The organism is Annamia dubia NIES-4383 (assembly GCF_055394725.1).
In genome coordinates this window covers 1,698,970-1,720,673 of sequence record NZ_AP025630.1, presented here as the reverse complement: position 1 = coordinate 1,720,673, position 21,704 = coordinate 1,698,970, and the positions used below count along the sequence as shown (strand labels likewise).

The window sequence follows — 21,704 nt, the reverse complement described above, 5'->3', positions numbered from 1 at the left end:
TTTTGAATAATAAACTATCTATTTATTCTAATCTATAGAACAAACTTGTTGAGAAAGAAAGTTTATTATTTGACATTATGCTATTAGACAATATTCAATTTCTCTTAATATAAATATCTTATTTTAATTTTTTCGGTCTGATGTGAGCTTCATTAAATCTAATTTTTTGTCCAAAGTCCAAAATCAAGGTCTAGTCCTTTAAAGGTTTTAGAGTCAGGGCAATACATATCTGCATATTTTGTCCGATTCGCTAAATTTTGATCTGTGGTAATCATCTTTCTAATCGTCCAGAATGGTCGATCACCGTGTCGGATGACGGGATGACTAATATATCCGGTGCGCTGAATACAGAAAGGAAAATCACCTAAGCTTTCGGTCAATACTGATTTTTGTTTAGGATTTAAGACTGATGGTTTAAGATTAGGAATTAAATCTTTTATTGCACGATACCAGCCTTTTATTGGTTGTTTTAACCCTTCCCAATTAATATTGATGGGTTGTTTAGAGGCTATTAAGAATAGCCTGATTCTTGCTTGTGGTACACCATAATCAACGCAATTAATTACCTTAAAATCAATATGATAATTATTTAATTTTAGGGTGCTTAAAATATTTTTAAACCCTAGAGAAGTCTGATAATTTCTAACATTTTCAAGGGTAAAGATTTGAGGTTGTATATGTTTGATAGTTTGACAAATTGCGATCGCCTGTTCAATGTCTCTGAGGCTTTCCCCAGTTTTGTTTAATTTGGCTAAACCGGAATAATGGGAGCATACGGGCGAAGCATGAACCGCAAAAATATCATCTGTAACGTCATTTAAATGGCGTTTAACCCATTGTTCTACTGGCATCCTGTACAATTTAGTCTCAGGAAAATTGAGGGCGTAAATATCCGCTATTTTTGATGATAGCTTACTAATCCCTTTCCCGTCCGGCTCTCCCTCCACAGCGATCGTTGCTTGTATGCCACAGGCACGGAGTCCGAGGTCAACTCCGCCCCCACCGGAAAACAGTGTAATTGCTTTTTTCATGGTTTAAGAAATAAAAGTTGACTTGTTTAAAGTCAACTTTGTTAATAAATTAAAGGTTTAAATAAGCTGTTTTAATCCTTCCCAGTTAATATTAATCGGCTCTTGAGAAGCTATTAAAAATAATCTAATTCTATCCTTTTATTGAAGATAATAGTATTCCCGTAAACAGGGTCAATTAATTGATTATTGATAAATTTAAAATATAAATCTTTTAAGATTTTTACGTCTCTTAAACAATAATCAATTACTTCTTTACGCTGTCCTTTTTGCCACATGACGGGAGCTAATTCTCCACTAAGTGATTTATTGTATTTGAGATTAGCACGGGCTAAATCTTTAAGGGAATAACCTATTTTTTGATAATGACCATCGCCTTGACCTGTGGCTTTACGAACTTCTACTAATAAGTCAAAATCGGTTTTAACAATTACATCATTAGCATCACACAATTTGTCATCGAAACTAATAGAATTAAATCCGATAATAAAATCGGCTGTATATGCTAAAGATTCAAAATTATTCCCTTCTTTCGCATAGCCAAAATAGCAACATTCTTCATTATTTACAAATGCTTCATACTTGCCAAAAGGATTAAAGGTATTAAAGTTTCTCCATGTGCCGATAACAGAAATTCCCATTCCGTTAAAATCCGACCATCCTTTGCAATATCGTAAATTGCGATCTCGTTCTTCATATTTTGAAGGGATGCAATTAATAATTTCACAGTCATAAATTAAGATTTTCATTTTTACTCTCCTTTTATGTTTTTATTAAAGCTTAAAACTTGTTTATAGGCGGAGTAAGGATAACTGCCTAACTCCAAAATAATGACGTTGTTTTCACTAATTATCCATCCTTTGCCAAAGACTTTTGTTATTTGGTAGGGGGAGTTAATTAATGAGTTTAAAAACTCAGTAGTAATCTTTGTTAAAGGTATTTCCGTTTTAATTTGTCCTGTTTTAATTAATCTTTTAATTAAAGAATTAATCGAGTTTACGGACTTGTTTAGCGATCGAGCTATTTGTTCAGGCGTTTCTCCTTTTAAAAAAAGAGATTTTACGGAGGTAATTTGATTAATACAGAAAAACTCTCGTGGTTGAGAGGGTAACGCTGTCATTTGCCCGATTCTTACCCCTCTTAATTCATTAATTGTCCGTTGTATTTGTACCATGATTTTTATCTCTTACTAAAAGGATTAAGTTGTGGCATAGTAGCCAGATTGAATCATCGTCATAGTTGGTTAAAGTGATGATTTGAAATTCTTTTTTCAACCATTTTTTTAACTCTTTTAAATCCCACTCTAAAAATGGCAATACCTTTTCTAAAATGTGATTTTTTAATGAGGCTCGATCGGGGTTTTGGTAGTAGTAAGCTGACTCCCGATAGGTATTTAAAACATCAATAATTTGTTGTTTTGTCATAATAAAAAGCCCGTTTTAACGGGCTTGGCACATTAATTAAAATACGGGTTCTCCATTGTGGAAAAAGTCGTCAGGATAGCTAACTTCTCCTGTTTCAGAGTCAACTTGTGGCTGACCATTCTTAATCTTGATATTGATTTCTTCTAATACTTGGTGAAGGTCAGGAAAAATTGCATCCCAATCAATCTTTGCCACTCCTTTAATGGTTTTACGAGGGAAGTTATCCCATTTAATTTGAAAGTCGGTTTTACCATCTTTAATCACAGGGAATACTACTTTACTCCCTTCCTTTTGTCGGATACCAAAAATATAAGGACGGTTATAGTTGACGATGCAATCTTTAAGAATGATAAAAAAGATTTTGGTAAAAATTGTTTTCAGTCCACAACGAATCGCCCAAAGTGAACCATCTTCATCTTCTAAATGAATTAAGAGCTTTTCCGATTCTCCAAAATCAGATTCTGACACATACGTTGTTAATCCTGTTAAAGTGGCTTGGAAAAATGCAGGTAACTTAATTCTGATAGTTTCGCCTTGGTCATTTTTTCCTAATTTATACCATCCCAACGATTTATCATCAAACATGATCATTGTGGGTTTAAATTGTTGTTCTTCGATAAATGGCATAATTCCTCGTTATTTTGATGTAGTGTTGTTTTTTTTAGTTTCAACTTGTATAAATTGAACAAGTTGATTGTGAAGATTGAGCGTTGTCAATGAGTCGCTCCCCTCAATCTTTTACCTGACGCACTCAGTTTTATTTGTGCAGGTTTCTGGGCTTCTACCACTTCCACGCTCGGCGATCGCTGTGGTGATTGTGGAGAGAATAATTAAAGTTGTTATGATTGCTGTTTTCATTATTCTCCTAGTGCCAATGCCAGTTCAAAGTCGTTAAACATTTGGTCAATTTCTTCTTGAGATACGGGTTGTGGTTCATCAAAAGGGGTGTCATCTTCAATTGATATTCCAGCGAACTTATAAGCTTCGGCTGTTGTGTCAAATAGTCCTAGTATGTTGCCTAGATGAGAAACATATATTTTGCCTGTGCAGTGGTTTCCGATTTTCATGGTTTAAGCTCCTAATTTGATGCGACGAGATAATTTGGGTTGTTTATAGTTGCGTTTTGCCCATGTTTTAAAGGCTTCAGCAGGGGTGCTAAAGTTTTGGGCAGGACGATACCAGTAGGTTCTGGTATTTTTATCAAGGTTGATTGATAGGACTGGTACGGTTTTGCCGTACTTGCGTTCTACTACTGAGTAGAAATTTTCTAAAATCGCTACTTCGTAACCGTAGTCACTAGCGACTTTTGCCAACTGTTCACCGTTGACTTGATGGATGTGCTTACAATGGTGACGGTACTGATACCCTTTACAGGTGCAGGTTTGTTGTTGAGGGGCTACAAGGTAAACTGTGTTTCCTGTGCTTGATGCTACGGGTACAACCTCGTTAGGTTCTGGTTCGAGTTGGACTTTGGCTTGGGCTTTGGCGATCTCTTTATCAGCTAAATCATTGAGACGATTCATTTCGCCTTTAGGCTGATTCGACTCGATCGCACTTTTATATTCTTGATAAGTTTCCTTATGGATGGGGTGCATCCCGAAACTTGTTTTGAAATGGTAAAAGTCTTCTTTTTTTTCTACTCCGATGATGTCGGAGGGGGCGTACCCCTGATTTCCGTAGTTGTCCCAAGTTAGGACTCGAGAGGCTGACTCTTTTTGAGTTTGATTTAGTAGACCTCTTGCGAAAGTGGGATCATGAAAGTACAATAAAGAAAAAATTGGAGAACAGAATATGAATTATGAAGAAGTCAAAAAATTAAACTCAACTGAGTTTAAACGCTATTGTGGAGTTCAGCTCGAAACATTTAATGATATGGTAAAAATTGTCAAAGCTGAAAAAATACTCCAAAAAAAACCGGGAAGGAAAAGCAAATTATCTATAGAAGATCAAATATTAATGACTCTTGCCTATTTAAGAGAATATCGTTCTTTTTTTCATTTAGCAATTGATTGGGGAATTCATGAATCAAATGTTTGTCGAATTGTGAATAAAATTGAGAAAATTTTAATTAGTTCAGGTTTGTTTACTTTACAGGGGAAAAGAACGCTAATTCAAAGTGAGAATGAGATCGAAATAGTAGCAGTTGATGTCTCATACCATTTACAAAAAGTAGCTACACAGATAAAGCATTCACAATATAATCCCAACCTGCTAAAGACAGGATAAAATCTTCTTGTAAATTATTTAAGATATTAGCTACTTTATTTTTGACATCATCTAAGTTCTTAAACCAGATATTTTTTAACTGTTGTTTGATATATAACCACAGTCTTTCAATCGGATTTACTTCTGGACAATAAGGTGGTTGAAATAACAAAATTATATTCTCAGGTACTTCTAACTTTTTGGCAGTATGACAGGGTGCATTATCTAACTGTATTATATGAACCTCATCGGGATATTCTTTACTAAATTCTGTTAAATATTTACCAAAGCATTCACTATTAAAATGAGATAGTTCATAGAAAAAACTTTTGCCATTTTCTACTTCGATTAATCCATAAAGATAATAATAGTCATAATGCCATTGTAATTCTTGTTCTGGTTTGACTCCTTTTAAAGTTATTTTCCTTCCTAATTCTGTTCTAAAACCTAATCTAGTTTCATCTTGACACCAGTAACAAATATTTTTAGTATCACCCCATTTCTCTTTTATTTGAGCTATTATGCCTTTTAATCTTATGGGTAAATACTCTTTAAATACGGATATTACCCCTTCATTTTGATACTCATGATAAGGACGTGGTACTTTTAATTTTGCCCCTAATTCGTATCTCACTAATTGATGTATTGTGGTATAACTTATCTCAATATCTTGACAAGTAAATAACCATATTTTTATTTCTTGGTAACTGTTAAATCCTTGAGGCTCACTTAATTCTTTTTTGACCAGAGCAACTGTTTCTAGCTCTAGTTTTTTTGGTCTTCCTGTTTTATTATGTTCTTGTAATAATGCGTCTAATCCTTCCGTCTTATATAAGTGAAACCATTCGTAAATTGTTCTCTCACTACGTCCCATCATTACCGCTAAGTATCTGATCGTTTCAGCCACTTGAATTTTCCAAAGATATAAAGCTTGAACTTTGGCAAAATTCAAAGCTGTTTTTTGTTGTTTCATGAGATTTTTTAGTGTATCTGCTGATTCAATTACTTCTATTTTTGATATTCCTGACATACTATTGCTCCTGTTAATTTATTCCTATACTAACCCTGAACTTACTTTTTGTAAATGGTATCAGAATAATTTTGTGACTCAACCACCCACTGTTTCCCAACAATTACAACAACAAGGTTTATCTTCTGATAATATTTTTCAGCCCAATTTAGGGAAAATTCCTGAACTTTCCCAACCCTTTGAAGTTACACCACAAACTAACAATGTTAACAATCAAAATATTGAGGGATTACTAACACAAATTATTGCAAAGATAGATGGAGTTTCTAATAATTTAACTCGTCCTAATATTCAAGTTTCGACTGCCACTCCCCTTGAGGATACCCTTAGAATTATGGGCAAAAGAAAAGATTAAATTACTATTAAATTTTACAATGGGTTTATCAATTTTTGTTAAGATTGGAGCAACGGAGACATTGATAAAAAAAAGGAGTATCTACTATGGAATTAATTGTTTATAGTTTTATTGTTCTATTTTTGTATGCCTTGGGCAAGGGGGTTAATCAGATTGAATATTATTATTTTAAAAAACAAATCAACCACCATAAAAAGTCTTAAACTTGATGAAAAAAAAAATACTGGTTAATTGGTCGCAGACAAAACTGCGACTTATTTATTCCTAATCCAATTATTAGTCGTGTTCATGCTACGATTGTCAAAAAAGAAGTTTTACGAAAGTTGTTTAAAAGTCCTTTAATTGGGGAGGGAAATTATTTTATTATAGATGGTTATTTTGGGAATCCGAGAAGCAAAAACGGGCTTTTTGTAAATGGGATTAGCTTTTTTTCAATGGCCTTGTTTGAGAATGTGGAAATTGATTTAGGAGAGGAACTGTCTATTATTTTTCATGGGGAAAATAAAGATCAAGATGATGATGATACCGACAAGACTTTAAGTTAATGAAATTTACTTCTATTCGTTCTCTTGTTTATGGCTTAATTATTTGTTTGATCGTTTGGTTGATGGCTTTAATTATTAACCAAATCTATCCGATCAGTAATTTGATTACTGCCTGTATTTCTTTGATTGGAACGATTTTGCCCACTATTGTGGAAAATCTCTCTCAAGAACGCATCTCCCAACACGATCGAGCGCTAATTGAGGAAATCAAAGAAATTAAGGGGAAGATTGCCCAAATAGAAACCCATGTAAAATCCCTTGATAGCCAATTTAATCTCAACGAAAATGCAATCATCAGCATTCAAGCCATTATTTCCTGTTTTGATTTAAACGATCTTTGTGACGAGTTGAACAAGGTGAAAATGGATCTAGAGATATTCAAAGCTCAATATGCTCAATATGAAAGGAGGAAGCATGATTAAATTGTGGTTGGAAAATTTAAGTTTACAGATTGATAGCGATCGCCTGATTGACTTTGAATCTCCGTCTTTTATGGATACAACAATTGAATATTCTATTGTGGGGATTGCGATCGCACGGGGGGTGCAATATGAGAGTAAGTTTTTATGGCAGGGGATTCAAGTGTTATTGACTCAATCCCAACTAAATACCCTGACATTGATTAAATTTAAGTCCGACAATTTACGGCGTGATGGGGAGCAATTTGGCATTGGTTTTCTTAATACGGTTTTTCCTTTTACTGAAGAAACTCGCACACGGGCGATCGCGCCGGACACAGAGGAAATTGATAATGATGATGGGAGTGTGACTTACTTCCCTCAATTTGCAGTGGCGATCGTCAATGTCAAGGCCTCCATTTTAGGGGACTTGCGCCCAACTACTTTTGATTTAGTAGAATTAGAAAAAGTTTTAGCTGAATCTTGACAGGTGCAATTCCTGAATCCGCCTTTTGGCAAGTCATTTAGGACGTGAAGCCAACTTTAAGAAAACCCTCTCAACTTGAGAGGGTTTTCTGCTTTAGATAATCCTAATAAAAAACAACTTGTATAAATTATACAAGTTGTTTTTTGTGGAAAATTCTCACCGCTCGATCGAGGGATTAAAGATTAGGTATAACTTGTCAATTCTTTGTGCCTAGTAATTCATTTAGATAATTTTTTGTTGCAATTAAAATTTCTTTTTCCTGCGAGGGAATAGAAAGTTGAATAAATTTTTTAGTAACTTTAAAATTTTTCTCATTTTTGAATGTTGGTTAGGTTAGGTGAAACTGGTTTTACAATCTTTGCATAAATAGCGTTGTTTTCCCTGCATTGTGCCATTCTTTTTAATATTAAAAGAACCGCAATTAATACAAGCAATTTGTGCTGTTACTGTTGCCACAGACTCCTGATTTAAGCTTCGCTCAAGTAGTTGTGTTTGAGCAACAGGTTTAGCCATAATGCTTACAGTGCCAAGGTTATACTGTTCAATGGATGGTTGTTGCTGTTGCTGTTCTATTGCTGGAGACATCTTACTTAATGCTTGATTTAATATTAATAATGGTAGTTGATTAATGGGAAGTAAATTTAAGGGGGGGTTGCCATGTTTCTTAAATTTAGTATAAGTATTGTGGGTGGGATGTAAGGCAATTTGAATAGGAACACTACCAGAAACAACACAGGGATAAGCAGTTGATTTAATGTAATCTTTTTCAGGAGTATTCTGTTTGAAATTCTCATCAATAATTGCTCTTGCACTTGCACATAAAGCAATCATAAAATAATTGTTTAAATACTTTTTAGATACTCCTAAATCACCTGCATTATGGGATTGATTTAATAAAATAAATGTTATCCCAAATTTACGTCCCTCACTGCCTAATCTTTTGATAGCTGATTCAACATTTTTAGAGTTTTCAAATCTCTCTAAACAGGCATTTACTTCATCACAGAAAATAATTAAATCATCTCCCAACGGTAACTTTTTAGATTTTCGATCGCACCGTAAATCTAACTCACTTAAAAGCCACATTAGGGCAGACTCAATCTGGTCAATTTTACCTAAAGACTTAATCCCGACTTGCTCCCATGTGTCGTTATAGTGAGGGTCTAAGGCTAAAACTTGTGCTGGTTTTTCCTTAGTTAATAACCCTGCTAACCAACAAGCTACGCTCGTTTTACCACTACCACTATTACCGCTAACAATAAATCCTACAGCTTCATCAATACAATCATGCCAACTATAAAATTCAAAAGGGGCATCGGGGCGATCGACTACTACTTCCGGCTCGATCGAGGATAAAACAGGCTGATTACTTTCTTCCCCTTCTCCCACAATGGGAATATTCATACATTGTTGCATTAGTTGAGCCATAAAGGGGTCTTGCTGTTGGGGTTGGGGTGGATTTAAAACTTTACTCAATTCCTGTTCTAAATAATAATTAGAACTACTCATGATTAAATGGCGATTATTCTGTTCATGGGTATTAGAATCTTTCTCTAATTCCTCTATTTTTTCCTCAATTTTTGGTAGTCTAACTTTGCTTAATCCCCCTGCAATCAGATTAGAAATTAAGCCAATTGTTAACCAATTTACTCTGATATTTTGCTTGATAAAATATTTAGGAGTAAAAGCTACACAGTAGGAGTAAATAGTAATTGAGAATAAAAAAAGAATCAAAGTATTTAAATAAAGATTCATCTCTTTTAATTTACTTTCATTCTTTCTAATATCTATTAAGTTGTACATAATTTTACCCGTAAAACTTGATATTATTGATTTGTAAAAAGGTTATTAATCCTATCAAGAAAGTTATTAACAATGAGTAAATCATAATGTAATCTTTCTTGAATATGGATAACAGATAATTTGATAAATTCTCTAATTTGTATTTAATTCCTATGCCTAAAAGGATGAAGTAAATAATAGGAATTAGGGCATAAATAACAAAGATTGTAGTTAATAAACTTTGAGTTGGTTGGTTGTTTTTGGCAACAGTGGCAAGGATACCTGCTAATGAAAAACCAAGGAAACTACAAGAAAGAAATTGATAAATTTTGCTCATGAATTTTCCTCCATATTTGATAACTGATACTGGTAACTGTTTATTGTTTAACGGCGATAACTAGCCATAAAATTGTTAGCCTGTTGAGCGTTACTATCGGCATTAAATCCCATTTCAGTCATAATAGATTTAAAGCCATTAAAAGCAACTAAGACTCCCATCATAACTTTTGTGCGTTCCTCAACATTTTTAAATCCTGTTTTGGCACAATTAGCTAAGATTTGAACTCTCTGTAATAACAACTTTTGACGTTCAATAAAAATCTTAGATAACTGTTCTAAATTCTGGGTTGAAAGTTGCTCCAAATGTAACTTTTTTCTGGCATCGGCTACCATTTCAGGGGTGACATTAATGTTAGCTAAAGAGGTAAAATCTTTGGTAATTCTGTTTAAATCCCCACTGCCTAAAGTGTCATTTAAACTTGTTAACAGAGTTGATACTTGTTCTAAATTCATGATAGTTTCTCCTTAATTAATAATAGTTTTAGTTACGATTCATCAACATTCCGGTCATTTTTAAATTACACTCATTGAGTGCTGTTTGAGTTGATTTAAGTTCGGTATTGGTAGCGTTTAAATCTGACTTTAATTCGTTTGGTTGGTAATAGCTAATTGCGACTGCCATCCCTGCACCAACCCCGATTAAAGTGGACAATAAAATGTTCATTTGTCACCTCCAAAAAATGGCACTTTCTTCAAAGTTTCTGATGCTTGTTGATAGGTGGTATAAGTATTACAAACTGGTTTAAAACTGAACCAAACCAATACGGAAATTAAGCTAATTCCACTTACTAAACCGAGTAAAAAAAGTAATAATTTCATTGGCATTTACCCTCCTTTCTTAATCTACGATTAGCCTCTAAAGCTATCTCATTAAGGGTTTTTACGGTTGTCATGATGCTAAAATTGTTTTGTTTTTGTTTTATAAATAGCCAAACTTTTGTAATTGTTTGGCTGTTTTGTAAGAAATGTATCCCCCCTGTGGTAATTGCACCCACCTAGAAGGGGGATATGTTTTTGAAGGCGACCGCCAGAATATCCCAGAAAGTAAAATTCTTATCATCTGGTACTTGCGAGATAACCCTGTACCTTGGGCAAGGGCGAGGGCAAGGATAAAAAATTTTGGATGTCTCCATTACTCAAATTTTCATTAATACCCTCGATACTTACATCAATCGCATCAAATAATTGATTTAACGCATTAGCAGTGGACTCAGATTCTCCTGCTAAATTTGCTACGGCTTTTTGGATTGTGCGAGTTTTGGCCGCATCTGCCAAAGGTTTAGAAAATCGCTCTGAAAAACCCTCAATAAAATCAATTCCTTCCTGAAAGAAAAAGGCAGGATTGTTATTAGTTTGGTTAACAGTTTGTTTGGTGTTTTTAGACTTATTTTCGTCCTCAAACATTTCGTTAAAAGCTTCTTTTACAGTGTTACTTGACATTTTATGTTCTCCCATTGTTGGTAAAGTTGTTTGATAGCAACATTCTCATTTTTAAAGAATTTTTGCATAAAAGATAAGGAAAAAATCAATAGGAAACTTATGCGATCAAGGGCTTGGTCTCCTCTTTGATAGGTAAATCCTAAAGGTTTTTGGTTGTTGTCAATAAGCCATTTGTCCGCCTCTCTAAGCATTAAATGGTATTTTCTCCAAGTAGAACCGGAAATTTGACAAATTTCTAATACTTGTTCTTTGGATATTCCAAAAACGCTATTAGGAATAGCAGAGTTAAAGCTATTAACAATCATTTCAGTATCTAGCTGTTTCATTGCTTTTGGACTTTGGACAAAAAGAAATTGGTAGAGGTTAAAATAGAAGATAAAAAAATAGACAAAGTAAAACTAACCTAAAATAATTTTAGGGGAAAAAAGATTAATTAACAGTCGTTTCTAATTGGACTTTGGACAAAAAGAAATTGGTAGAGGTTAAAATAGAAGATAAAAAAATAGACAAAGTAAAACTAACCTAAAATAATTTTAGGGGAAAAAAGATTAATTAACAGTCGTTTCTAACAGCAATTTAGCTATTTTGTTGACATTTTTGATTCTTTTTTATAACCTGATAACGTGGTCTTTTCACTTGTATTTCACCTTTTTTCCGTCCAGAAGAATAACCACGGGGTTTGGGAAAATTAGAATTGATCTCAATGGTGCTAATAATTCTATAAAAGTCTCTCTGAACAGCACTGGGGTAATCTTACTCTCACGAAAATTAGGCAAATATTTCTCCCAAGGGCGGGGTAAGCAAACAGCTAAATTCCTTGCATTCCACAATTGAATATAAGCAATTAAAATTAGGTTCATCCAGTTTTCTTCATAACTTGTATGAGAGGTTAAATAGTCGTTCATTAATAATCTTTGTTTGCCAAATCGAAAAAAGTGTTCCAAGTCAAAACGTTGACGATAAGATTGATAAATTTCAAGCAAAGTTAATTCGTTACGGCGTTTACCAATGGCAATTAACCACATTGGTTTCCAAATAGAATTACCTTCTTGATCAGTAACAGTAATTTCCAATAATGTAAAGGGATAATCATGCAATTTATGTTCCTTTGTTCCCTTCATTAACATATTATTCCAACCCTTAATTTTGACATTTAATAATTTACCACGTTTCGTAGTAAAATTAGTTTGAATTAAATCATCAGGGGGATGCCAAGAAGTTGAATCTTTTAAATCAAATTTATCACCATACCAACGTGGATGTCCACTTTTTAACTCAGAAGAATCTTTGACAAAAGGACGAAAAAAAACACGATTACTTTTAACTCTGGTGACAACAAGTCGATCTTGATTAAGAACTTGTTTGCCAATAAAATCTTTTTGACTATAAAGACAATCTACGACAATAACTGATAGAATTATCTTAAATAATAATGAATCTGTCAAAACTTTATTAATCTGTTTATGAGCAACAGAAACATCTTTTTCATCGCTTTTTACTCGTTGAACTGATAAAGGAATTGTCCAAGAAGCATCACAATTAGATATTTTTTCAGGTAAGTAAAAAAGCCAAGAATAAGCATGACCAATATTGATGGGTTTATTGCCTTTAATACTGTTAGGTTGATGAATAAACGTTTTATCAGATACAGTAGGAGAAAACTGGCGTGAATTAGGGGTTACATCAATGCCAAATAGATGAAACTTTCGCTGATTATTTTGAGGAATACTCTCTAAAATAATCTTAGATATTTCGGCTTTATTTGTGATTTGTGATTTCTTTTTTCCCGCTTTATTAAAATCAGCAATTGCTCGATAAATACTTTGGTATTTATGTTTAAATAGAGGATTTAAACTTAATTCCACGACTGTTTTAGCATCTTGATTACTACTAAGAGCATCGAGTAAATTCATCAAGGCATCTTTTCTTAAACCAAGACTTTGATATAATCGTTGACGACCTTGAATAAATTGTTCAACTTCTTGGTAATTTTTATTTTTGATTTTCATATTATTTTGAATAATAAACTATCTATTTATTCTAATCTATAGAACAAACTTGTTGAGAAAGAAAGTTTATTATTTGACATTATGCTATTAGACAATATTCAATTTCTCTTAATATAAATATCTTATTTTAATTTTTTCGGTCTGATGTGAGCTTCATTAAATCTAATTTTTGTCCAAAGTCCAATTGCTTGACAAATGCTTGTAATTTGCTATATTTAAAAAATATCAAAGTCTTTTAAAAAAGTCAGTGTAATATACACCAAAAACAAAATACCCCACAGATTGCCGTCTGAGAGGTATTTCTAACCAAGTCAACCTATAGCGGAGGTCAACATGGCTAACGATAATTATATGTCGTTAAACGACTATTATCAACTGTTTGCAAAGCATTTTAAAAAGGTTTCTTTATCGGCGATCGCAAAGGAAACCGCAACAAATTATGAGATATTGAAAAATCTTTCCTCACGTCCTCAAGTTGTGAGCATTGATACTCAATGTATGATTGAACGATTGTTTTATTTAGATGCCAAGGTGAGGGGGTGGGTATAGCGATCGCACACAGAAATAGATTAACAAAAAACAACTTGTTTAAATTAAACAAGTTGTTTTTTGTGTGGGGAAAATATTTTTGTGGAATTTAGAGAATTTACTGATGGGAATAAGTTTAACGATCGCCGAGAAAAAACAGATATTAAGCGAGGTTTACTCGAATGCGATCGCCTGTTTGATTACGGGCGAGGAGAGTAGCTATAGCTTTACGGTGTCGGGGAATAGTTTGACAGTGACAGGACATGACTTTGTTAACGGTTGCGTGGTAAGGGTAAGTAATACGGGGGGAAGTCTGCCGGACGGATTAGAAAGTGGGAAAAATTATTATGTGATTAATAAAACTTTATCAACTCTCCAACTATCAGAAACGGTGGGCGGTTCGGCTGTAACCTTAAGCTCGATCGGTAGTGGGGTTAATACCATTACGGAACAACCATTAATTGAAACATTGAAAACCCATGAATCAGGATTAATGCCGATTTGGATTAGACATGAGGTTGATTATCAAGATTCGGGAAGACAATCTTTAACTTGGGGATCCCCCACCATAAATAATCAGGTTGTTAGTTTAGGGGCGATCGCTGTGACTTTTGCCCCCATGTCCACAATTGATTATCGTTATTTGATCTTGGTGAGGGGTGGAAGTTTAAATACGGGAGATGCCACTGGCGAGATTATGGCTGTACTTGACGATGGGGTAAATTCAATTACCATTGATGGCAAAATTTTCAATATTGGAGCGGTTAGTCTGTGAATAGGAAAGAATTACGCGCGATCGCCAATTATCAAAATCAGAAAGAACCATTACCGTCTGCACCATTGACAGTAAGGATAGGGAATCGGGATATTCACACGGGGCATTATGAGGTGATTTTACCTAATGGTGCGGTCTTAAAAAATGGGGTGAAGCTGTTTAAGGCCTCGTTGCCTTATGGCACGGAAGTTGAGGGCAAATTATCCCCTAATGGTCAACTATTTTATCTTGATTATTTGGATGCTCCGGTTACAGAAGAAACTACAGAAGTAGAGGAAGTATTGGAAGATGAGCCTAAGAAATTAGTTGTTTTAATATTGTGCATTGATATTACTAAAAGTATTGAAACAAGTGGAATTACTAAGTCGCTAGAGTTTCTTAATATTTTTTTAATTGATTATCCTTCGGCACAGGTTGGTTATGTGGTTTTTGGTGATGATTGGTGTGCTATTTTTGAGCCAACTAATCCAGAAGATCTTATTACTGAATTACAAACTCAAATTGATAATTATACGGGTAATTATTCCGGTGGTGGTTTTTGGGGGAGTGAGGGTACAGACTTGCCGGAGAATGGGATTGATGCGATCGCCAAGTCTCTTGATGTGTTAACAAGTTTCAAGAGTGCAGATAAATATTTATATTTAGTAACAGACAATGAAAAATATAGTAGAAATGTCAATAATGCTAGTGATGTTTTAAGCCTTATTAATGTTAATAATTCAATAAAAAGATTGGTGATTAATTTTATTAATCCGGTCAAAGAAACATCAGAACATATAGTGGAACAGGGGACTGAGGAAAATCCTTATTGTGTTGGTAGTGCTATTACTCAGGTATTGATTAATGATGAAGTAATTGAAAATTATCCAGCTAGTTCAAATATTTTGATAGAAAACAGATTAAAGCTTCGTTGGGATGGTGGAGGCGAGGGAAAAGAATATATTATTAATAATCCAAATGATTACGAGTATGAGGTGTGGATACGGGGGACTCAATTAAGACCTAGATGGGTAAAAAATATCGCTTTTGAAGGGTGGGCTTTAGATACAAGAATCGGACATCGTAGATACTTCCCTGCAACTGATTATTATTGGAGATATTACGAGGATGGCAGTAATAGTATTGTCTCAGAGACAGAAGGATACTTAATTACCTTGCCTGAAGATTTTTTTCCTAATCCGACAGAAAAGGGATTAAATGTAAGTACAGGCAGAACTTATACTAGCTACCCTAGCCCTCCGACGGGATGGATAAATAACGGATTACAGCCTGAAAGTGCTTTTGATTATGAGACTTCAAATTTTAAACTTTGCTGGATAGCATTAAGAGATGGGGAGACAATTAATCAATGGGTTGCTTATCCGGTTGATAGGACAAGTGTGGAATTAATCAATTTTAAAGTCTTGAGGGTTAATAGTGAGGATATTCAAGATTTGGAGGAAACTGATATTGTAAAAGCAGTTTGTCAACCTCAAGTTGTGCCGATTGAAAATATAGAAAATGGGGAATATGTAAATATATTTACACCTTCTAAAAAAATTATTTATTTATAGATATGGATTATTTAATAAACAAGGTAGAAACTTTTGAAGGGATTAATAATAACCCTATAGCCCCAACATCTGAACAGGCTGGTAATGGTTCTCATTTAATTAGTCAGTTAAATAATTTAATTGATGGGGTTCAATTGGAGTCAGATGTAACTTTAGATAAAAATATAATTACCAAAGGATTGTTGGTTGTGCCAATTATTGACGGGGTTAAAATAACCTCTGGAAATTATGTTGATAATAACGGAATTATTTATAGTATTGACGAACAAGATGTTACGTCGGGAATTGTTGCTGATACTTCAAGACAATTTGTTATTTTAAATTACAATACAGGAATAGCAAGAATTGAACAAGATGGCTACAACTTGATAGCTAATGAGATTAAATTAGCAACTATTAGCACTGAATTAACTGCTGACAAAATACTGTTTGGAAATATGGGAAATAGCTATAGTGCTGTTCCGTATGGCTCATATTCTAATAAGTCTTTTACGATTAATTTCAATCATCCTAATTATATTTTAAATTCAATAAATGACGAATTAATAGTAGGAGAAACAGGGGAATTAAATTATACTGAAATCCTAATATATGCTTATGACTTTAACACTTACAATAGTTATTACAAAATAATACCTATTACAAATACTTTTAGTTTTAGTGATTTTTCTGGATGGAATCAAAGTGATTTTTATACAACTTATCCAATAAAAGAAAATCAATTTACAGGCGGAAGTGCCACTAAAGCAGAAGGAACTGGCACTATTTCAGGAACTTTATATATTAAATATTATTATTGTCTCAGTACCCCAAATCAACAGGTAATAAATATTACATTAAAAAATTCTGCACAATTAAAAGATAATTTTGGTGGGCATCAAAGAATAAAAGATTATTCCGTATTGATTCCTAATAAATTATATTTTAATGGTAATTATTATCCATTTCAAAATAATGGAACTTTCTTAACTCATTTGGATTTATATTTTCAAGATAGTAATGAATGGAATTATCAATATAATGATTTTGGATTGGGGTATTTTAATTTATATTATAGTGATAAAATCAGTAATGCTTTTAGTGAATTATATATAGATTTAACATCAGAATCTCCCTCTATTTATTTAGAATCTAGTGATGGAACAAATACACAATATGCTCTTGATTATTGGGGGGATTTTGTTTTATCAGGTGTAGGCTATTCTGAAAAAATCAAGCTTTCTATTAATAATAATGGTGAAATTTATATTAATGGAATCAAGGTTTTAGAAACTCAAAAATCCGTTTTAGGGGACTTAGCTATAACGGCAACAACCGGAACTCTCCCAACTCCAAATCAGACGCTAACGATCGCCGATGCTTCTGTACCAACGGTACAAGAATTGCTAGAATATTGTACAGAGTTACAAGCTCAAATTATTGATTTAAAAACTCAATTAAAAAGTCACGGATTAATTATATGACACAATATAAAGTGATTAGTCAGCCTTCTCCTAATTCCCAAGTTTATAAATTACTAAACTTAGAAACAAATCAAGAGGAAACATGGGAGCGAAACAAAATTATCCGCCGTTTTCCCATTGGTACTATTCTTGAAATAGTCAATGATGAGGTGATAAAAATATGATTACCAATCTTAATCAATCTTTCTTTTTTTCTCGGTTTTATCAGACTTTTTTGACAACAAAACAACCTCTATTTTTTACCTTTATTGTCAATCAAAATTCTGCTTTAATTGACGATAATTCTTTAATTGGTGATAGTTTCTTAATCGGAGATTAAATGAACAGAAAACAATTACGGGCGATCGCCACCTATCACAATCAGAAAGAAAGTTTACCCCGTCCTTCTGGGTATGCGGTAAGTTTATCGGGCGCTCCCCGTGACAAATATCGGGGAACTTACAAACTCGCCAGTCGGGGCGGAATCGTGCCTACTCAATGGATAGGTCGTAGCAACTCGATCGCACCTAATTCCCCCTTAACCATGAACGAATCTGGAAATAAATTATGGGCTAAGAATTGATGAGAGCAAATTTTTCTGTTGACTTTTCCCCTTCCCTCCCTTCCCGTCATCGTTTGACTGTGCGCAAAATCCCTAAACCTAATTGCCACTGCTCGATCGCACAGCACCACCGATCGCCTTCGGGGGAAAATAATAAAAACCAGTTTAGGTTTCCATCTGAATTAAATTAAATAATAATGAAAAACAACTTGTTCAATTTGTACAAGTTGTTTTTTTCTTGGGGAAACTAAAAATGTAGATCGTTTAGAGATAAAAAATGGAAAATCATGAAGCAGATGGAATAGGTTGACAGCCCTATTTAGCAGAGTTCGAGCGTCCTTCCCCCAATTAACAAAAAGGAGAAATAGCATGAAAAATTACTCAATTAAATTATTAAATAAAACAATCTCTTTTTGGTACTATGGAAAGCATTTTAACCTAAACAATTTAGGGGTAAAATGTTTTGAAAGTCACCATTTTAAATTTATTAAAATTTTATTTGTTTTTGGACATATTCAGATAGCTTGGTCAAAATATAAATTATTTCTTTAATTAAACTTATGTTGAACTTTACCCCCCCAAACTTTCAAATATTAGTTGGTAATTTAGATGTTACCACTGCGGTTATTTCTGTCAGTATTAAGCGCAATCAATGGTCAATTGGTAAACCGATTTACTGGTCAGGAAATATCGAATTAGCCCAGTTAGATGCTCCCTTTAATCTGCCTGAAAGTCTTGATGATTGGATTAATCAAACCCGTTGGGCAAGGGGGCAAATTGTTAAATTATATGTGAAAGAAAAGTTACTTTGTACTTTAAGAATTGCTAGTTATTTTTATAATGAAGACGATCGAGGGGCAACGATCGAGGTAAGTCAATTATTGGACTTATTGGATTATGACAGTAAACCGAAGGATTATGAGGGGTTGGGGTTTGAGCCTGATCGCGCGATAATCTTACCAGATTTAATAAGAACTTTATTAAAGGAAGCAGGGATAATTAATTTTTATTGGGGGGAGTCGGGGGTATTCAATCGGGATTTTGTGCCACCTAATCTGACGGGGGGAAGCTTTATCAGTTTGGCATCGAAATACTTAAATGAGAGGGGAATGTGGCTATATCATGAGCCAAATGAGTTTGTTACCATGACCCGTTATCCTTTCGGGATTTATGCCGGAATTGTTAATTTTAAACGAGCTAGAAATGAAGTGGAAGATTATCGGCGATCGCAGTCGAGGGAGTTACCGTGTAATGTAGTGATGGTGACGGGTGGGGGTGAGAAGTTTGGGGAGTGCGAGAGGGATGAGGAAAAGAGCGTAGAGGAAGGTTACGGGACAGAAATAAGCATTGTTACAGGCACTCATACCCCCTCAAGCACAACTCGGGGGTATTTAACTTACCGGAAAACCACCGAACCACCTGATACACAAAGAGATTATGAATCCACCTCTATAACAGTAGAACGCTCGATCGGGAGTTTATTACCAGATGGGTTAGTGCCTAAGTGGGCAGGAGATCCCACATCTTTAAATAAAACAGAGATAATACCATTTGCATAAAGTAACTTCAGACTGAGGCTTAATAGAATAGGTTATTTACAAAGATTTCAGGGATTTAACAATGTAGCTACTAAATGTAAATGGTATGACTTTGAAAACACCCTGCCCCGAAACGGGGGGCAGGAAATCAGGTTAATTTAAAGTTAATTTTCTTAAAATATTAATTGGACTTTCCTTTTTTAATAAAGCCAATTGTTCATGATTTCTTACTAATAATAAACCTGCAAAACCTAAAGAATTAATCGAAATTCCGTGATAACTTTCCTCTTGACGGGGAACTATTAACATCCAATGACGAGTTATTAATAAATTATAGGCTCGATCGGGTTTATTTTTATTAAATTTAATGGCTAATTTACTTAATAATTCTAAATAAATTTGATAGAGATAATCAGCCATTTCTAACTTAGAAAAATCCGATTGATTTATTTTCGCAAAACAATGTTTAAAGGGAAATTGATCTAGTTGAAAAATTGATTTTTGTTGAGCTAAATTATCACTATTTAAAACAGTTTCTAAAGGAATAGTTTGGGAAAAAGGACTTAAAGGAAAAGGCACAATTTGTAAATGTTTATGTTTGACGGAAGCCCCAGCCGTTTTACCACAATTATAAAAAGCTAAACCGTTAATTTGATGAAAACAAGCACTTAAAGCTAGAAAATCCTGTTGATTAAGTAAGCTTTCTTGATCTTCAAAATCCCTAGTAATAATTAATAAATGATCATCAACTACATTAAATTTATTTAAAACGCAAAGATGAGTTTCTAAAACATCACTCACAAATAAATTTTTTTCGTACGGTAAAAAGGGATTAAAATTTTGATTTTTAACTGTAGTTTCTTGATCTTTTCGGGCTAAATTATTAATAATTCTGACTAAAAAAGGAATATTATTACTTTCAACTTGTTCATAATTTGTTTCAATAGGTTGTAATGCTTTATTAATTAAAGCACTTTGAGTTACTTGTTTAATTTTAGTTAATAAATAATTAGGTTCGGTTAATAGTTTTTCTTCAATAATCATTATTATTTGTTATTTGTTACTGGTGGAACAGGCATCCTGCCTGTGATAGATCCTCAGTAACAGGCAAGATGCCTGTTCTACTTGTTACTGATCACTGGTTACTGGTCACTGTTTACTGGTTACTGTGCTGTCGGCGTTTTCTGACGGCCTGCGCCAATTCTTGTAAAATTAAAGCACTTTTTTCCCAACTGATACAAGCATCGGTGATACTTTGCCCATACACTAAAGGCTTTCCGGGGATCACGTCTTGTCGGCCTTCCACAAGATGACTTTCGATCATCACCCCAAAAATACGATGATCACCCTTGGCTATTTGATGAGCAATATCTTGGGCTACGTCAACCTGTCTGTCATAAATTTTACGACTATTAGAGTGACTGGTATCTATCATAATTTTTTGCGGTAAACTCGCTTTTTTGAGTAGTTTGGCCGCATCATCAATACTCGCACTGTCATAATTCGGATGTTTTCCCCCTCTTAAAATCAGGTGACAGTCTTTGTTACCCGTAGTTTTTAAAATAGCCGATTGTCCCTTATGGGTGACTCCTAAAAAATGATGAGGATAATTTGCCGCACCGATCGCATCTACGGCGATTTGAATATTACCACTTGTGCCATTTTTAAAGCCGATGGGACAAGATAAACCAGAGGCTAACTCCCTGTGTCCTTGACTTTCCGTAGTTCTAGCCCCGATCGCACCCCAACTAATTAAATCTGAAAAATATTGAGGAGTAATTAAATCTAAAAACTCAGTACCCGCCGGAATCCCTACATTATTTAGGTATAATAATAACTCCCTTGCAATGCGTAAACCCTTATTAATTTCAAAACTATCATCTAAATTAGGGTCATTAATTAACCCTTTCCAACCGACAGTAGTACGAGGTTTTTCAAAATAAACTCGCATTACAATCAATAAATCTTCTTCTAATTCATCTCTAATTTGCTTTAATTTCTGAGCATATTCTTTAGCGGCCATGGGATCATGGATCGAACAGGGCCCAATGATCACAAACAACCGATCATCCTCCCCGATCAAAAGATTATGAATACTATTGCGAGTATCAAAAACCGTTTTTGAAGCTTCATCCGTAATCGGATATTCTTGATACAATTGTTGGGGGGGTAAAACTTCTTTAGTTTCAACAATACGAATATCCTCAGTTTGGTATTTCATATCAGTTACACAGTTATGGGATTTAATTAAATTTTGCAATGAC

28 protein-coding genes and 3 pseudogenes are annotated in these 21,704 nt (G+C 34.0%); 14 read left to right on the top strand and 17 right to left on the bottom strand.

The genetic code is table 11. From position 1 onward, the window contains the following. Positions 1-158 precede the first annotated feature (158 nt). The 7 genes from Anndu_RS07825 to Anndu_RS07795 all read right to left on the bottom strand — a co-directional run bounded on the left by Anndu_RS07825 (position 159) and on the right by Anndu_RS07795 (position 4,047). Entirely contained in the window at positions 159-1,031 is an 873-nt protein-coding gene (locus Anndu_RS07825; protein ID WP_464103828.1) for a DNA cytosine methyltransferase, read from the bottom strand. Positions 1,032-1,144: 113 nt separating this feature from the next. Next, entirely contained in the window at positions 1,145-1,777 is a 633-nt protein-coding gene (locus tag Anndu_RS07820; protein WP_464103827.1) for a hypothetical protein, read from the bottom strand. Between the two features lie 2 nt (positions 1,778-1,779). Further along, positions 1,780-2,202 carry a hypothetical protein gene (locus tag Anndu_RS07815; RefSeq protein WP_464103826.1) on the bottom strand — a complete coding sequence of 141 codons (423 nt, stop codon included), beginning with the start codon at positions 2,200-2,202 and terminating at the stop codon, positions 1,780-1,782. Beyond that, a complete protein-coding gene (locus Anndu_RS07810) occupies positions 2,177-2,452 on the bottom strand; it encodes a hypothetical protein (protein ID WP_464103825.1) in 276 nt (91 codons plus the stop codon). Before Anndu_RS07810 ends, Anndu_RS07815 begins: the two co-directional genes overlap by 26 nt. Positions 2,453-2,488: 36 nt before the next feature. Then, complete coding sequence (locus tag Anndu_RS07805; protein WP_464103824.1) at positions 2,489-3,079, bottom strand: hypothetical protein; 591 nt, start codon at positions 3,077-3,079, stop codon at positions 2,489-2,491. Between the two features lie 230 nt (positions 3,080-3,309). Beyond that, positions 3,310-3,519: a hypothetical protein gene (locus Anndu_RS07800; RefSeq protein ID WP_464103823.1), complete on the bottom strand. Its 210-nt coding sequence runs from the start codon at positions 3,517-3,519 to the stop codon at positions 3,310-3,312. 3 nt (positions 3,520-3,522) lie between these two features. Next, positions 3,523-4,047, bottom strand: coding sequence for a hypothetical protein (locus Anndu_RS07795; RefSeq protein WP_464103822.1), 525 nt, complete (start codon positions 4,045-4,047; stop codon positions 3,523-3,525). Between the two features lie 196 nt (positions 4,048-4,243). On the opposite strand from Anndu_RS07795, the gene Anndu_RS07790 reads away from it, so the two are divergent. Continuing rightward, the gene (locus tag Anndu_RS07790; RefSeq protein WP_464103821.1) at positions 4,244-4,678 is read left to right on the top strand and encodes a helix-turn-helix domain-containing protein; all 435 of its coding nucleotides are present in this window, start codon (positions 4,244-4,246) and stop codon (positions 4,676-4,678) included. Here Anndu_RS07790 and Anndu_RS07785 read toward each other — a convergent pair. Next, entirely contained in the window at positions 4,626-5,687 is a 1,062-nt protein-coding gene (locus Anndu_RS07785) for an IS630 family transposase (RefSeq protein ID WP_464102232.1), read from the bottom strand. The genes Anndu_RS07790 and Anndu_RS07785 overlap by 53 nt on opposite strands. A gap of 73 nt (positions 5,688-5,760) precedes the next feature. On the opposite strand from Anndu_RS07785, the gene Anndu_RS07780 reads away from it, so the two are divergent. The 4 genes and pseudogenes from Anndu_RS07780 to Anndu_RS07765 all read left to right on the top strand — a co-directional run bounded on the left by Anndu_RS07780 (position 5,761) and on the right by Anndu_RS07765 (position 7,472). Then, positions 5,761-6,042: a hypothetical protein gene (locus tag Anndu_RS07780; protein WP_464103820.1), complete on the top strand. Its 282-nt coding sequence runs from the start codon at positions 5,761-5,763 to the stop codon at positions 6,040-6,042. A gap of 230 nt (positions 6,043-6,272) precedes the next feature. Beyond that, a pseudogene (locus Anndu_RS07775) lies at positions 6,273-6,452 on the top strand (FHA domain-containing protein); the annotation flags it as partial. Positions 6,453-6,586: 134 nt separating this feature from the next. After that, on the top strand, positions 6,587-7,009 hold the full coding sequence (locus tag Anndu_RS07770; protein ID WP_464103819.1) for a hypothetical protein: 423 nt from the start codon (positions 6,587-6,589) through the stop codon (positions 7,007-7,009). After that, positions 7,002-7,472, top strand: coding sequence for a hypothetical protein (locus tag Anndu_RS07765; protein ID WP_464103818.1), 471 nt, complete (start codon positions 7,002-7,004; stop codon positions 7,470-7,472). Before Anndu_RS07770 ends, Anndu_RS07765 begins: the two co-directional genes overlap by 8 nt. Positions 7,473-7,808: 336 nt before the next feature. Here Anndu_RS07765 and Anndu_RS07760 read toward each other — a convergent pair. The 7 genes and pseudogenes from Anndu_RS07760 to Anndu_RS07730 form a co-directional block, all read right to left on the bottom strand. Beyond that, a pseudogene (locus tag Anndu_RS07760) lies at positions 7,809-7,907 on the bottom strand (transposase); the annotation flags it as partial. A gap of 1,731 nt (positions 7,908-9,638) precedes the next feature. Continuing rightward, entirely contained in the window at positions 9,639-10,046 is a 408-nt protein-coding gene (locus Anndu_RS07755) for a hypothetical protein (protein WP_464103817.1), read from the bottom strand. Positions 10,047-10,074: 28 nt separating this feature from the next. Further along, complete coding sequence (locus Anndu_RS07750; RefSeq protein WP_464103816.1) at positions 10,075-10,257, bottom strand: hypothetical protein; 183 nt, start codon at positions 10,255-10,257, stop codon at positions 10,075-10,077. Further along, positions 10,254-10,412 carry a hypothetical protein gene (locus Anndu_RS07745; RefSeq protein ID WP_464103815.1) on the bottom strand — a complete coding sequence of 53 codons (159 nt, stop codon included), beginning with the start codon at positions 10,410-10,412 and terminating at the stop codon, positions 10,254-10,256. The genes Anndu_RS07750 and Anndu_RS07745 overlap by 4 nt, the downstream gene beginning before the upstream one ends. A 237-nt stretch (positions 10,413-10,649) precedes the next feature. After that, complete coding sequence (locus Anndu_RS07740; protein WP_464103814.1) at positions 10,650-11,033, bottom strand: hypothetical protein; 384 nt, start codon at positions 11,031-11,033, stop codon at positions 10,650-10,652. Continuing rightward, a complete protein-coding gene (locus Anndu_RS07735; RefSeq protein WP_464103813.1) occupies positions 11,015-11,359 on the bottom strand; it encodes a hypothetical protein in 345 nt (114 codons plus the stop codon). Before Anndu_RS07735 ends, Anndu_RS07740 begins: the two co-directional genes overlap by 19 nt. Before the next feature lie 250 nt (positions 11,360-11,609). Beyond that, a pseudogene (locus Anndu_RS07730) lies at positions 11,610-13,042 on the bottom strand (NF041680 family putative transposase). A gap of 333 nt (positions 13,043-13,375) precedes the next feature. On the opposite strand from Anndu_RS07730, the gene Anndu_RS07725 reads away from it, so the two are divergent. The 9 genes from Anndu_RS07725 to Anndu_RS07685 all read left to right on the top strand — a co-directional run bounded on the left by Anndu_RS07725 (position 13,376) and on the right by Anndu_RS07685 (position 19,461). Next, entirely contained in the window at positions 13,376-13,591 is a 216-nt protein-coding gene (locus Anndu_RS07725; protein WP_464103812.1) for a hypothetical protein, read from the top strand. 64 nt (positions 13,592-13,655) lie between these two features. Further along, positions 13,656-14,345 (top strand): hypothetical protein, encoded by a 690-nt coding sequence (locus tag Anndu_RS07720; protein ID WP_464103811.1) that lies wholly within the window; start codon positions 13,656-13,658, stop codon positions 14,343-14,345. Then, positions 14,342-15,898, top strand: coding sequence for a hypothetical protein (locus Anndu_RS07715; RefSeq protein WP_464103810.1), 1,557 nt, complete (start codon positions 14,342-14,344; stop codon positions 15,896-15,898). Before Anndu_RS07720 ends, Anndu_RS07715 begins: the two co-directional genes overlap by 4 nt. A gap of 2 nt (positions 15,899-15,900) precedes the next feature. Continuing rightward, complete coding sequence (locus tag Anndu_RS07710) at positions 15,901-17,361, top strand: hypothetical protein (RefSeq protein ID WP_464103809.1); 1,461 nt, start codon at positions 15,901-15,903, stop codon at positions 17,359-17,361. Continuing rightward, the gene (locus Anndu_RS07705) at positions 17,358-17,525 is read left to right on the top strand and encodes a hypothetical protein (RefSeq protein WP_464103808.1); all 168 of its coding nucleotides are present in this window, start codon (positions 17,358-17,360) and stop codon (positions 17,523-17,525) included. The genes Anndu_RS07710 and Anndu_RS07705 overlap by 4 nt, the downstream gene beginning before the upstream one ends. Continuing rightward, a complete protein-coding gene (locus Anndu_RS07700) occupies positions 17,522-17,680 on the top strand; it encodes a hypothetical protein (RefSeq protein ID WP_464103807.1) in 159 nt (52 codons plus the stop codon). Before Anndu_RS07705 ends, Anndu_RS07700 begins: the two co-directional genes overlap by 4 nt. Beyond that, on the top strand, positions 17,681-17,923 hold the full coding sequence (locus Anndu_RS07695) for a hypothetical protein (RefSeq protein ID WP_464103806.1): 243 nt from the start codon (positions 17,681-17,683) through the stop codon (positions 17,921-17,923). It abuts the gene before it with no gap. After that, positions 17,923-18,093, top strand: a complete 171-nt coding sequence (locus tag Anndu_RS07690; protein WP_464103805.1) for a hypothetical protein — start codon at positions 17,923-17,925, stop codon at positions 18,091-18,093. The genes Anndu_RS07695 and Anndu_RS07690 overlap by 1 nt, the downstream gene beginning before the upstream one ends. Positions 18,094-18,462: 369 nt before the next feature. Then, positions 18,463-19,461 carry a hypothetical protein gene (locus Anndu_RS07685; RefSeq protein ID WP_464103804.1) on the top strand — a complete coding sequence of 333 codons (999 nt, stop codon included), beginning with the start codon at positions 18,463-18,465 and terminating at the stop codon, positions 19,459-19,461. 132 nt (positions 19,462-19,593) lie between these two features. Here Anndu_RS07685 and Anndu_RS07680 read toward each other — a convergent pair whose 3' ends face one another. Then, the gene (locus tag Anndu_RS07680) at positions 19,594-20,484 is read right to left on the bottom strand and encodes an ATP adenylyltransferase family protein (RefSeq protein ID WP_464103803.1); all 891 of its coding nucleotides are present in this window, start codon (positions 20,482-20,484) and stop codon (positions 19,594-19,596) included. Between the two features lie 112 nt (positions 20,485-20,596). Beyond that, complete coding sequence (gene aroG, locus Anndu_RS07675) at positions 20,597-21,661, bottom strand: 3-deoxy-7-phosphoheptulonate synthase AroG (RefSeq protein ID WP_464103802.1); 1,065 nt, start codon at positions 21,659-21,661, stop codon at positions 20,597-20,599. Positions 21,662-21,704 lie beyond the last annotated feature (43 nt).